This window comes from Pantoea sp. X-Soil-ISGK-421, assembly GCF_059730785.1.
On the sequence record NZ_AP035980.1, the window covers coordinates 165104 to 179507 of the forward strand.

General features: G+C 51.3%; 4 protein-coding genes. All 4 read left to right on the forward strand.

Going from position 1 to position 14404, the window contains the following annotated elements:
* The first annotated feature begins 448 nt into the window (after window positions 1-448).
* The 4 genes from AC6I8K_RS19520 (at window position 449) to AC6I8K_RS19535 (ending at window position 14281) form a co-directional block, all read left to right on the forward strand.
* Window positions 449-2113: a ShlB/FhaC/HecB family hemolysin secretion/activation protein gene (locus tag AC6I8K_RS19520; RefSeq protein WP_497827345.1), complete on the forward strand. Its 1665-nt coding sequence runs from the start codon at window positions 449-451 to the stop codon at window positions 2111-2113.
* A gap of 12 nt (window positions 2114-2125) precedes the next feature.
* Window positions 2126-13402: a hemagglutinin repeat-containing protein gene (locus AC6I8K_RS19525; RefSeq protein WP_497827346.1), complete on the forward strand. Its 11277-nt coding sequence runs from the start codon at window positions 2126-2128 to the stop codon at window positions 13400-13402.
* On the forward strand, window positions 13399-13767 hold the full coding sequence (locus AC6I8K_RS19530) for a DUF596 domain-containing protein (protein ID WP_497827347.1): 369 nt from the start codon (window positions 13399-13401) through the stop codon (window positions 13765-13767). Before AC6I8K_RS19525 ends, AC6I8K_RS19530 begins: the two co-directional genes overlap by 4 nt.
* A 196-nt stretch (window positions 13768-13963) precedes the next feature.
* On the forward strand, window positions 13964-14281 hold the full coding sequence (locus tag AC6I8K_RS19535) for a hypothetical protein (protein ID WP_483818052.1): 318 nt from the start codon (window positions 13964-13966) through the stop codon (window positions 14279-14281).
* Window positions 14282-14404 lie beyond the last annotated feature (123 nt).

Below are 14404 nucleotides of genomic sequence, written 5' to 3' on the forward strand. Positions count from 1 at the left end.
TTCCTCGTTATTATAATGAAAACTAATCACTTGCCTGTAAATTGACAGCCCTAAGTAAGAGGATGGATTTGGGGATCAGTTCAACCATTGCTGGGCCTAAAGTATGTTATAATGTAACAATCAAATGCAGGCGCTTATGCTCTGATTAGGGTTCGCCGCAACCACTTTACCCGCAGACTGCTAATCAATGCAGTGGAGATCCTCATTCTGTATATGCATTTCCCTCATCATTTCATTCAATATGCATGACCTGGAGGGGGAACAGTATCAGGTAAAGTGATGGAGTAACTGACTATTTGTGTTAGGAAGAAACTTCATAATTCATAAAATTGAATAAACAGGAAATTAATTTTTTTATAAATAGCCAGGAACTTTCTGATTGTTAAGGTGATATTCTGCGCAAAAGTGCTTACACAAAACTTACAATTAATTTCGCTTAAGTTTTATTATGATGGCAAAAACATGGATGTCACTGGCGCTGGGCGTCGGTATGATCACAACTTCTGCATTTGCGGCACCGTTAAATCCGGGCGACCGCGATTATATTCAGAATCAGCAACAACAACGTTTGCAAAATGACCAGCAGCAGCGAGATGCGCTGTGGAGTGCTACAGTGCCGCAGAGCACGCCAGCAGCGGATTCTGGTCAGGCTGGCCCCTGCTTTCCGGTGCAGCATATCGCTATTCGCAACGCCACGCTAATGTCTGCCAGTCAGCAGCAATCACTGGCCGAACCTTATATTCAACGCTGCCTGAACTTAACCGAAATTAATTCGCTGGTACACGCTATTTCTGACTGGTATATGCAAAGAGGCTATATAACCAGTCGGGCTTTTTTAATTGAACAGGATTTATCGCAGGGCGAATTAATTATACCGGTGCTGGAAGGGAAGCTGGACGCCATTCGTCTCGACGGCCAGCATCCGCGTTCACTACAGATGGCGTTTCCGGGCCTTGAAGGAAAGATACTCAATCTGCGCGATATTGAGCAGGGCATGGAGCAGATTAACCGCGTGCGCACAACGCCGGTACAGATTGAAATACAGCCGTCGCCTAAAACCGGTTATTCCGTGGTTAACCTTACGGCGACGCCGGAATTCCCGCTCAGCGCATCGCTGGGTTTTGATAACAGCGGACAGAAAAGCACCGGGGTTGGTCAGCTTAACGCCTCGCTGACGGGCAATAATCTGCTGGGACTGGCCGACCGCTGGTTTATCAGCGGCGGACGCAGCAGCGCCTTCAGCGACTGGCGCGATGCGCAAAACCTGCAGGCGGGCGTCAGTGTACCTTACGGCTACGGACTGCTCGACTACAGCTACAGCTGGAGCAACTATCACAGCAGCTTCGTCAACAACGGCTTCACCTGGCTGAGCAACGGCGACAACGTGTCGCACCGGCTTAACGGTTCATGGGTGCTGTTTCGCAACGGCGATATCAAAAGCGGCGTCCAGCTCGGCCTGAATCACTATTCCAGCCACAACTATCTCAACAATACCTTGTTGCAGAGCAGCAGTCGCAAAATCACCAGCGCGCAACTGGGACTCAACCACACGCAGAAAATCCTTGGCGGCGTCGCTACGCTCAACCCGACGTTCACGCGCGGCATGCCGTGGTTCGATGCCGAAGATGACGCGGGCAAAACCGGCGACCTGCCGAAAGCGCAGTTCCGCAAGTGGAGCATCAGCGGCAGCTTCCAGCGCCCGCTGGCTGACAATCTGTGGCTGTTGAGCAGCGTTTACGGCCAGTGGTCGCCCGATCGACTGTATGGCAGCGAACGCCTGACGCTGGGTGGCGAAAGCTCGGTGCGCGGTTTTAAGGAGCAGTATCTCTCCGGTGATGCCGGTGGCTATCTGCGCAACGAACTGAGCTACAGCCTGTTCACGCTGCCGGTTTTGGGCGACGTCAGCGCGCTGGCTGCCATCGACGGCGGCTGGCTTAAGAGTGACGCGCAGAACCGCGAGTCAACCGGTACTTTGTGGGGCAGCGCGGTCGGAATCAGCACGCGCGGTCGCAACGTCTACACCCAGTACACCGTCGGCATTCCGCTTAGCTATCCCGGCCATATGCAGCCGGATCACGTCAGCATTTACGCCCGCGTCGGGCTGGTTTTCTAAGAGGCAAAGATTATGGATGATCGTCAACCCGTTTCCCTCGCCCGTCGCGCGCTGAGCTATGTCATCTGCTATCTGCTGGCGGTGCAGCCGATGCTGCCGGCGATGGCGGCACAAATCACGCCCGTCACGCCAGGTACGAAAATGGATGCCGCCGGCAACGGCGTGCCGGTAGTGAATATCGCGACGCCCAACGGCGCCGGGATTTCGCACAACCAGTACCAGCAGTATAACGTCGGTAAGGAAGGGCTGATCCTCAATAACGCCACCGGCCAGCTTACCCAGACGCAGCTTGGCGGCCTGATCCAGAACAACCCCAATCTGAAAGCCGGTCACGAAGCACAGGCAATCATCAACGAAGTCGTTGGTGCCAACCGCTCACAATTGCAGGGCTACACCGAAGTGGCGGGCAAAGCCGCTAACGTGATGGTGGCCAACCCATACGGCATTACCTGTAACGGCTGCGGCTTTATCAATACGCCAAACGTCACGCTGACCACCGGTAAACCGCAGCTGGATGCAAATGGCAATCTGGCGGCGCTGGAGGTAACGAAAGGCTCGGTGATTGTCGAAGGTCAGGGACTGGACGGCAGCAATGCCGATGCCGTGTCGATTGTCGCGCGCGCAACGGAGATCAACGCCGGGATCCACGCGAAAGATCTGTCGGTGACGGTGGGAGCTAATCGGGTCGGTGCGGATGGTTCGGTAACGCCGATTGCCGGTGAGGGCGCGGCACCGTCGGTAGCGGTCGATACCGGCGCGCTTGGCGGCATGTATGCCAATCGTATTCATCTGGTGTCGAGCGAAAAGGGCGTGGGCGTTAACCTCGGTAACCTGGTGGCGAAACAGGGTGATATTCAGCTCGATGCCAGCGGCAAACTGACGCTGAATAACAGCCTGAGCAGCGGTGCGCTGACGGCGAATGCTGAAGCAGTGACGCTCGGTGGCGAAAACAAAGCTTCCGGACAGGTCACGCTCAGTGCAAAGCAGGATGCAACGCTCAACAAAGGCACGCTGGTCAGCGACGCCGGAGTCAGCATCACGGCGAAAGGAAATCTCACCACTAATGGCACCAGCATCACGGTAGGACGTGATGTTCAGCTCAGTGGCGCAACCGTTGTTACGGACAGCAATGCCGTCGCGAAAGCCGGCAACGATATCAGATTGCAGGCGCAGGATCGGCTCAGCAACAGCGGCCAGTTGACTGCTGGAAACAACTTAACCATCACGGCAAAACAACTTGATAATCGCGGCATGCTGGCCGCTAACACCACCGGCATCACTACAAGCAGTCTGCAGAATGGTAAGGGCGCGGCCATATCTGGCGCAGAGAATCTAAACCTCAGCAGCGACAGCATGCTGAATCAGGGCGTATTGTCAGCGCCCGTGCTCTCACTCAGCAGTTTGCAAACTGATAACAGCGGGCTGATTCAGGGCAGCAAAGCGCTGACCTACAGCGGCAACCGCCTGAATAATCTGGCGGGCGGCACCCTGAGTTCGGACAACAGCTTTGCACTCAATCTGCCGCAGTTGAGTAACAGCGGGCTCATCACCAGCAAGGCAGGGCTGACGCTGAGTGGCGACGCGCTCACCAACAGCGGCGAAATCAACGCTGCCAGCCTGTTTGCCTCAAATGCGCAGCTGAATAATCAGCAGGGTGGTCTGCTGCTCGCTGATAACACCCTCAATCTACAAAACGATACGCTGACCAATGACGGTCAAATCGCCGCAGCAACAACCCATGTTGATGCCAGCACGCTGAACAACAGCGGCACGTTGCAGGGTAAACAATCCCTGCAGGCTAGCGGCAAGGCGATAACCAGCAGTGGTACGTTACTGAGTGACGGCAAACTGACAGTCTCAGCAGACACGCTCACTAACCGTGGCCAACTGCAGGGACAGCAACTGACGTTAACGGCAGACAACTGGCATAACAGCGGCAACGCGTTGAGTGCGAGTGATGGCGTAATTAACGCTGCAACGCTGGATAACAGCGGCAAAATCCTTGGTCAGCACAGCTTACAGCTTAAAACAGATTCCGTTGATAACAGCGGCTGGCTGCTGGCGCAGGCGCTCACCCTTCAGGGAGACTTAGTTAACAGCGGGCTGATTCAGGGCAGTGATGCACTTACCGTGATGGGCGATAAGCTCAGTAATAAAACCAGCGGCCAGTTACTGAGTGCCGGCACGCTAATTGCTCATGCTGACAGCCTGGATAATCAGGGCAGCGTTCAGGCCGACACGCTTGATATGCGGCTGCAAAGCTGGCAGAACGCCGGCAGCGCCCAGGCGACCACGCAGTTCCTTGGCACCCTGAGCGGGGCACTGGATAACCGCGGCACGCTGCTGAGCCAGAACGATTTTGCCCTCGTCAGCCACGACATCACTAACAGCGGTACGCTGGCGGCCACCCAACTCAGCATCACCGCACCGCAGCTGACCAATTTCGGACTGCTGCAGGGTAACAGCGCGCTTTCACTGAACAGCGCGAATATCACTAACGCCGCCCGCGGTCAGCTTATCAGCGGCGGTTCGCTGACGCTTTCCCCGGTACAGTTGACCAATGCGGGCCTGCTTCAGGTGGCTGATGACTTCAGCATTAACGGACGTGACCTGAACAACAGCGACCGCATCACCGCAACCAATCTGAATGCAGAACTGAGCGGCACACTGAACAACGGCGGGCAGGGTGTTTTGCTTGCGCAGCGCCAGGCGCATATTCATGCCAGCGAGCTGAACAATGGCGGTTCGATTGCGGCACAGCAGTTGAATGCGTCAGGTGATGTGCTGAAGAATCAAAGCCTGCTCCAGGGTGACAATGGACTCAGCGCGGATTTCAGGCAGTTCAGTAACCTGGGCGCGGGACAGCTACTGAGCAACGGTATTGTTGCGCTCAAAGGTGCAACCGCTGACAACGCCGGTGTGTGGCAGGGCCAAAGTATTGACTATCAGTTTGGCTCGCTGAGCAACAGTGGCACCGTTTACGGTATTGACTCACTCAAAGGTCAATCTGATGGGCTGCTGGATAACCGTGGTAGCCTGACTGCGGGCGGCAACGCCAGCCTGACTGCGGGTAACCTGCAAAACAGCGGTAAAGTGCTGGCCGATCGTCTGGTGTTACGCGGCAGCAGCCTCAGCAACAGTGGCCTATGGCAGGGAACATCCTCGCTGGATGCACAGTCGAGCGGCGCTTTAACACAGGCAACTGGCGGCAAAACGCTGACCGGCGGTGACCTGCTGCTGAACGCTGCCGACCTCAACACGGCGGGCGCAATCCAGGGTGACAACGCGCAAATCAACGCAGGCCGCTGGCAGAATCAGGGCTCGCTGCTGGGCACCACAGGTGTGTCAGCTGACGTTGCGGGTGAGCTGCGCAACAGCGGTGAAATATTGTCGCAGGGCGCGGCACAGGTCAGCGCGCAGAACCTGAACAACAGCGGCTCGCTGCTGGCGGATAAGGCGATGACGCTGAGTGGCGGTGCGCTGAATAACAGTGGCAGCGTGCAGGGCGAAACGCTCGCAATTACCCCGGCCAGCGTGACCAATCAGGGCAGTCTGATTGGCCTGCAATCACTGACTATCGGTCCGGCGCAGGCCCGCGTTTTCCGCATGCTGGCGCTACAGTCGCAGCCCACACGGGAATTAATCAACAATGCTGGCGGTCAGCTGCTGACGCAGGGCACGCTGAGCATTACCGGTGACGCCATCACCAACAACGGCAGCTGGCAGGGACAGCAGATCCTGCTGAACGCCACCCGCCTTGCCAACAACGGTGCAATCCAGAGCGCAGGCGATCTGACGCTTAACCTCAGCGATGCGCTGACGTCCGCCTCTGGCAGCAAAATCACGGCGAACGGCAATGCCGCGCTCAATGCGCTTAGTTTCACCAATCAGGGACAGTGGATTGCCCGCAACCTGACGTTACAGGGCGCGACGCTTAACAACGGCGGCGAGATGTCGGGCGTAGAAGGGCTGACCACAACGTTGTCAGGCGCACTGACGCAGCAGCAAAACGCGGCACTGCTGAGCGGTGGCACGCTGGATGTGCATGCAGCAACCGTGGACAACGCGGGCCGGATGCAGGGTAAGGATCTGTTACTCACCAGCGGCGGTATTACCAACAGCGGGCGCTTGCAGGGCGACAACAACCTGCAGCTGAACGCCGGCGGACGCCTCACCAATAGCGCCAGCGGGACGTTACTGAGTCAAAACGGCCTGACGCTGACCACGCCCGAACTGTATAACTACGGCGTGATTCAGGGAGCCACCAGCCGTATTACCACCAGCGGCCTGGTTAACAACAGCGGCAAAGTACTCTCTTCAGCGGATCTCACGCTCAGCGCGCCACAGCTGGTCAACAGCGGCTGGCTGCAGGCTTCGCAGCTGGTCATGAATGCGGCCAGCGCCAGCAACAGCGGCACACTGATGGCGGATCAACAGGCGACACTCACCGGCACCAGCCTGCAGAACCAGGGCACCGCGCAGGGCGGGAACCTGACGGTGAACTACGCGCAACTCACCAACAGCGGCACGCTGCTCGGCGCAAATCAGCTGAATGTCAAAGCGACAAGTGTGACCCAGCAGGCCGCGGGCAAGCTGTTCACCGGCGGGAATCTGCTGCTGGAAAGCACGGGATTTGATCAGCTTGGACAGGTGGTGGCGCTGGGCGACGCAACGCTCAAACTCATCAATAGTTTTACCGCACGTAACACGCTGGCCGCAGGGAATCGCCTGACTATCAGTAGCAACGGTGCGATTGAGAACCAGGGAACAATGCAGGGCCAGGCGCTGACGCTGAGCGCAGGCGGCGATCTGACGAACAACGGCCAGCTCACCACCGGAACTGGCGACAGCAGCCTGAGCGGGCAGCGCATCAACATGAACAGCGCGGGGACGCTGCAGGGCGGTGGCAATGTGGCGCTCACCAGCCGCAGCGATGTGGCGCTTAACGGCTTTACCGGGACGCTCGGCAGCCTCACCGTTTCCTCGCCGGGCAGCATTGTGAACACGGCGCTGCTGTATGCCGGGCAGAATCTCTATCTTTACGCCAACAGCATTAAAAACCAGCGCGGCGATATGCTGGCGGGTAACAGTTTGTGGATGCAGCGCGACGCGGCGGGGAATGCCAATGGCGAGGTGATTAATACTTCGGGAACCATTGAGTCGCAGAAGGGTGATATCACGATTAAAACCGGGCATCTGCTTAATCAATGGGCCTCTCTGACTGTCGGCCCCACACAAAGGGAGGATTTTGAGGAAAACTATGCATTTTTCAGCGGCACCAACATTTTTGGCATTCATGGTGCGCAGGGAGTTTATGCCCTTCCTTTGAATATTTTTGGAGCTGATGAGCTTAAATATTTTTACCAGAAAGCGCCCGGTATGGACTACTATTCGGTCGCACCCCTCCCTGTAAATTTAGACCAGAATAAAGAAGTATTAATTTCTCGAATCATATTCAGCACGCAGGTAACAGGTCAGGCAGGAAGGATCAGTGCAGGCCGTAATTTTTATGGACAACTGGGAAGAGTGGACAACCTAGGTAGCTACATCCTTGCTGGAAAAGACATGCACATGGATGGTGTCAAACTTAACAACCAGTCCTATCTCTCAGGAACGCAAAACGTATGGCGAAGTTACACACCTATTAAAAATTACTATCTTGTATATGAAGAAATTAAACCAAGTGATTATACTTTCTTAAGCCCTGAATATGATAGCAGCTCGTCAAGTTATAACGGCCTGCCTGTAAAGTTTGACGATAAAATATATTCCTTCGCGACTGATTCCTATCGTACAGAACAAGGAAGCACTATACGCGGTGTAATTCAGTCCAATGGAAATCTTCAAACAAATTTTACAAACATTCTTAACAACAGTGATTCATCTGATGTACGTGGCACGATTACGCCATTGCTCAAGAACCCACGCATTGACTTATTATCGACGCAATCCGTTAGCAAAGGTTTAGAAAGCCTTGCATTAATTGACGCAGGTAGTGTCGTACCCGGTAGTCCATCATGGACTGATCAGCTTACAGACGCATTACAAGCGGTAAATGGCGGTAACTCTCTATATACTCAGAGCCAAAAAGCAACAGGGTTACAAAGTCTGGCTGGAATCGGTGAAAAATTTAAAGAAATACAAGTTACTAAAAAGTTAGAGGATAGCCCCTATAGCACCATTGCTCAGAAAGAGAATTTAACTAACAGAACGTCAGTTGATATTCAGGCCTATCCGATACCTCAGAGCACTAATGGATATTTCAACGTCTCTGCTGATCCTAAAAGCCCCTATCTCATTGTTGTAAACCCTAAATTAGCCGGACTAGGGGAACTCGATAAGGGGATTTTCAGTGAGTTGAATCAACTACTCGGTAAACAGCCCCAACAAAGTCCATTAGAGACGTCTCCAATATATACTGACAAACAAACTTTTCTGGGGTCAACATATCTTCTGGACAGACTGGGTATGAAACCTGAGTCTGACTACCGATTGCTGGGAGATGCTGCTTTCGATACCCGCTATGTCAGTAATGCCGTACTGAGTCAGACCGGTAAGCAATATATTGACGGGCTGGGTTCAGATCTCGAACAAATGACATATCTGATGGATAATGCCGCAGAGGCAGGGCAGTCCCTCGGTCTGAAAGCGGGCGTTTCACTCAGCGCGGAGCAGATAGGCTCACTTCATAAAAGCATTCTCTGGTGGGAAGCCGCTACTGTTAATGGTGAAACGGTTCTGGTACCTAAACTCTATCTTGTGGCATCAGACACTGAAGTAAACAATGGAAGCGTGATTGCCGGTAATACCGTAAGCATCGTGGGCCAAAACATTGAAAATAATTCAAGTACATTATCAGCCACCAATAAATTGTATGTTAGTAGCAAAACTAAAATCGGTAACCAAAACAGTTCATTAATTAAGTCAGGCGGAGAATTGAATCTGAGTGCTTTGGGCGATATAAATAATATCGGCTCATCCATTTCAGGGAAAAAAGTTACTCTCGAAAGCATTGAGGGAAATGTCAATAACATCACTCTGATGAAAGATATTGATTACAGTTCTCAATTCGTGTTATCCCGCTTCACTGAGCAGGAAGAACGAGCAAATATTTACTCGAGTGGCGATCTACTTATAAACGCCGGAAACAACATCAATATCAAGGGAGCTTCAGTTCGCGCTGATGAGAACGCGTCACTCAATGCCGCGAAAAACTTGAATATTATGGCAAACCACAATATGGCTGTCTTGAAAGACAGCTGGCAAAATTTCAGCCTGAAATCTGGCTCAGGTAGCAATGTGGATGTTTCAGGAGAAATCCATTTACAGGCTGGGAAAGATCTCACGATAGAAGCCAGTACTCTCAGTGCAGAACAAGATGCTACGCTCATCGCAGGTGGTAATGTCAACCTGCTTTCCGGCCAGGAGGAAACTCATACAAGCCGCACATCACGAAATTCATATTCAACGGGTACCCGTCAGGACACGCTAAGTAGCAGTAACAATCTGAATGTTTTTGCAGGTAATGACATCACAAGCCAGGCAGCTATTCTGGCTGCCGGAAAAAATATAACTCTCAGCGCAGGCCGCGATATAGATCTTAATGCAAATTCGCAAAGTGAAGGCACTGAAAGCCATTACAGAAGACAGACTGTTATCAGTGATACGGTACGCCAAAGCGGTACGACGCTTTCAGCAGGAGAGAACATCAGCTTAAACGCAAAACGAGATATCAACATTGTTGCTGGTGATGTAAGCGCTAAACGCGATATTGCCCTTAATGCTGGAGCTGACGTCAACCTGACAACTGCAGGGGAATCTGATTATTTCTACAAGGAGCAAACAAAAACACGTTACGATCATCTGAGCCGGATTAAAACGAAAACGATTCAGGAGGACAGCGCCACCAATGAAAAAGGGACTTTACTCAGTGGTCTAAATGTCTCGGTTTCTGCAGATAAAGATTTGCTGGTTAAAGGCTCTCAAATAGTAGCGGACGACAAATTAACTCTTGATGCAGGTGACAGCGTCAGTATCCTGGCGGCGACCAATACCGATACCGCATGGCGTTACTCTGAGTCGAAGAAGATTGGTATCTCAGGTTCTGGTGGGCTGGGTATTACTTTGGGCAGCAGCCACTCAATGAATGAGATGCGGGAGAAAGGGGCTACTCAGAGCCAGAGTATCAGCACGATAGGCAGTATCGGTGGCGACGTCTTAATCAGAGCCGGCGATAAATTACAAATAGCTGGCGCGGATGTAGTTGCCGGAAACAATATTACCCTGCAGGGAGACAGTGTTTCAATTCTGCCAGGTCATGATATTCGCCAGATTGATGAACGTTCTGAACAGCGCTCTAGCGGGCTGACGCTGGCACTGTCAGGCGCGGTAGCCGAAGCTGCGAACAGTGCTATTGCAGCAACACAGTCAGCCAGGCAGGAAAGCGATGGCCGTCTGGCCGCCCTACAAGCCACGAAAGCGGTTCTTTCAGGAGTGCAAGCCAGCCAGGCAAATCAGCTTTCACAGGAACAGGGTAATCCTGCTAACGGGATAGGCATAAGCCTGTCGTATTCAACTCAGCATTCAAAATCTGAGCAACAACAAAAAACCGATACGATAACCGGAACGACCATTAATGCCGGCAATAATCTGGTCATAAATGCAACAGGCGAAAGGAACCATTCTGGCAGTGGTGATTTGCTGATTGCAGGAGGGCAATTGAAGGCCGCAGGTGATACGACGTTACAGGCCGCTAACGATATCCAACTTATTGCTGCCGAAAATACGCAACAGACCACCGGTAAAAACAGCAGTAGCGGCGGAGGGGTCGGTGTAAGTATTGGTGTAGGTTCAGGAAGTGCCGGGATCAGTATTTTTGCCAGTGTGAATGGTGCAAAAGGCAGTGAAAAGGGTAGCGGTACTTTCTGGAGTGAAACTACGCTGGACAGCGGAGGAGACGTATCAATTATTAGCGGCCGGGATACCCTGCTCAGTGGTGCGCAGGTGAATGGTAATAGTGTCAACGCAAATATTGGTCGCGATCTGACGATAACAAGCCTACAGGACAGCGATAAGTATGATTCGAAACAAGCCAGCTTTGGCGCAGGAGGAAGCTTTACCTTCGGATCTATGACGGGGTCAGGTTACATCAACGCCAGCCAGGATAATATGCACAGCAATTATGACAGCGTGCTGGAGCAGAGCGGTATCTATGCAGGTACAGGCGGTTTTAATATTACTGTGGGGAACCACACGCAACTGAATGGCGCGGTAATTGCCAGTCAGGCAGATGCTGCTAAAAACCTTCTCGATACGGGAACGCTGGGCTTTTCCGACATACAGAATAAAGCGAATTATAAGACTGAGCACCAGGGTGCAGGCATCAGTTCAGGCGGGAGTATGGGAGGGCAGTTTGCCGGTAATATGGCAAATACACTGCTTGCCGGCGCTGGCGGTAAGGGGGATGCCGAAGGCACTACGCAATCTGCTGTGGCTGAAGGTACGATTGTAGTTCGCGATCAGGCTAACCAGCAGCAGAGTATGAGTGACCTGAGTCGTGATACTGAGCATGCCAACGACAGCATCAGTCCAATCCTTAATAAAGAGAAAGAGCAAAAGCGCCTGCAAACCGCGCAGATGATTGGCGAAATTGGCGTGCAGGTGGGTGATATAGCGCGTACACAGGGCCAAATCATCGCTACGCGGGAGGCCAATGAGAAAATGTCTTCCCTGAGCGCGTCGGATCTTGCTAAGGCGAAGTCCGACTGGGAAAAAGCCAATCTAGGAAAGACAGCAGGTAACGATGACATCGCTAAGCAGGCCTGGCAGAACAATTATGATGCCGCGTTTAATGCAACAAAACTGGGAACGGGCAGTGCTGTGCAGCAGGGCATTCAGGCCGTAACGGCTGCAATGCAAGGGCTGGCAGGCAATAACATTGGTCAGGCTATCAGTGGCGCATCCGCTCCCTATCTGGCAGAACAGATTCACAAATATACCAGCGGCAATCCTGAAGCGCAGGCAATGGCGCATGCCGTAGTCGGAGCCATTGCCTCTTATGCCTCCGGGCATGACGCAATGGCCGGAGCTGCAGGTGCCGTCAGCGGTGAACTGATGGCACAAATTGTGATGGGTCAGTTATACCCGGGAAAAACGGTCGACAGCCTAACCGAAACAGAGAAGCAGACCATCAGTGCGCTGAGCACACTCGCATCAGGACTTGTTGGTGCCACAATCGGCGGTAATACTTCACAAGCGGTTAATGCTGCTCAGTTAGGAAAAAATTCTGCAGAAAATAACGCACTGTATGCGGCGGACGATAAAGTACGACAAGATGCAAAATGGTCGCTACCTTATCTGGAGGGAGAGAAAAAGCAGCAAGCAGAAAAGTTAATTATTGACCTCAACGCGAAGGATAAGGCATTTGATGCTGCACTGGATTCGGCGTGTAAGAATCTGACTTCGTCAGCCTGTCATGGGATGCGGCAGGAACTGGCCGTGATGGGTCGCAGCTATGACGAGAAACTCGACGGCCAGTATATTGGTAACATGGGTACCGTCTACAAAGATGGTAAAGTTCAGGTAGATACTCTGATCTGGCAATACGCCAGCGCTGATGCGAAAGCAGAGCGCGAGGCAGATGTTAATCGAATCGCTAAAAACTGGGGCATCAGTAAAGAAATAGCGGACGGCCTCTATACTGCAATGGCAGGCGTTCATACTGTTGCGGCGATAGGCGGCGCAGCCTATGGATTGAAAGGTGCGAAGGAATCTTCAGTTGCAGCTAAAGATACGGCATCGCTGGTTGAAGCTGAAAAAACTGCTTTGGACAAGATCGGGCAGAATAGTAAGAACGCTGTCGACCTGAGCGGTAAGCCGCAAGGCAGTATCTTGCAACAGCAAGCCAAAAATAAGATAAATGACTTAGCACTTCAGTTCAATAACCTGTCTGTGCAGCCCAAAGACTTTAAAATAACAGTTAATGGAAAAACAATGTCTGCAGATCCTGAAACAAGTATCGGTGCTCCAGTATTCAAAGGTGCGTCTGATGCAGATGTAATGACATACTTTAAGCAGATTACTGAGTCAGGAAATATGCCTGATGGAAAAATCATCGCTGGCAAAGGAACTGTCTACTCCATTAAAATAACTGAAGGTCCTAATGCTGGCAGCACTATGACATTAAGAGACTTTTCAAATTCGTCGCAACAAACAGGTGCCAAATGGACTATAGATATTTTAACTCCATCTATTAACAATGGCAGAAGAGTTGAGGTTAAGTTTAAATGACAGATTCCATTGATAAAGTATGTGATGATGTTAGTGTTACTTCGTATGGGCTGTCGATGGGGACAATGTGGCAACACATAAGCGTTGAGTGCGCAAATAAACCTGAAAACTATAATTTGAGGAAAAAAATATTTTTTATTCTTTTAGAAAAATTATTGAATGAAGGAAAAATAAAATTAGCTAAAGATGGTTTATTTTTAGAAGGGGAAATTGAGCAGCAATTAAGAGAATTGGAATCTTCCTGGCCTCCATATCCATCAGAAGATGAAGATGATGATTTAGATGAGTTTGGTATGTGGTTTTTTGTCAAAGCGCCAGCCGGCATCGTTTGGATTACTTCTGAAGGTGAAGAAATCTGGACGTAATGACATGTAATCCTTAGCCCTCACCAGCAAAGAGCTCCTTGAGTAGTGTGCGCCACTCCACGAGCCGTTACCTGCAAAAGGATAGTGAAAAAAGGCAGGTGATGAGCGGATGACGTACAGCTGATGCTGAAGGACAGAAATTGCCTAAATGATTAAATAAATTGATTTTGATGAATTAAAAGAAATTTATCTTCAGTTGTCGAAGGTTTTGCCAAAAAAACCAATAGATAAAGATGAACTTTTGATTGATTATAAAGCTCAACAATGCGCCTCATTTCATCGTGGACTTGAATTTCTTGGGCATGCAAAGGAGCTTCTAGAAAAGGCCTGGTTGAATGATGATAAGGTTACAATACAAGCGGCGCTGGTTTATATCCGGGTATACTCAATGAATTTATCAGGTTTTTTTGATGCATTTAAAGAAGATGCTGATGCTTTATTAAAATCTTCTGATTGGCCTGGTATACCTGAAGATTATAAAATACCTTCGCATTACAATTACCCCATTAAGTAACAATAATCCTACCCACAGTTGAACGGTACCCAAAAAATTGGGTGCCGTCAGAGTAGATGAAAGCATCGCGCGGTGACGGGTGTGACTCCTGACACAATATTTAACATAATTATGATATTCATT

Excerpts from the sequence above, each read along its gene's own strand:
- AC6I8K_RS19525 (WP_497827346.1), top strand. The coding sequence starts at position 2,126 with ATGGATGATCGTCAACCCGTTTCCCTCGCCCGTCGCGCGCTGAGCTAT.
- AC6I8K_RS19530 (WP_497827347.1), top strand. The coding sequence starts at position 13,399 with ATGACAGATTCCATTGATAAAGTATGTGATGATGTTAGTGTTACTTCG.
- AC6I8K_RS19520 (WP_497827345.1), top strand. The coding sequence starts at position 449 with ATGATGGCAAAAACATGGATGTCACTGGCGCTGGGCGTCGGTATGATC.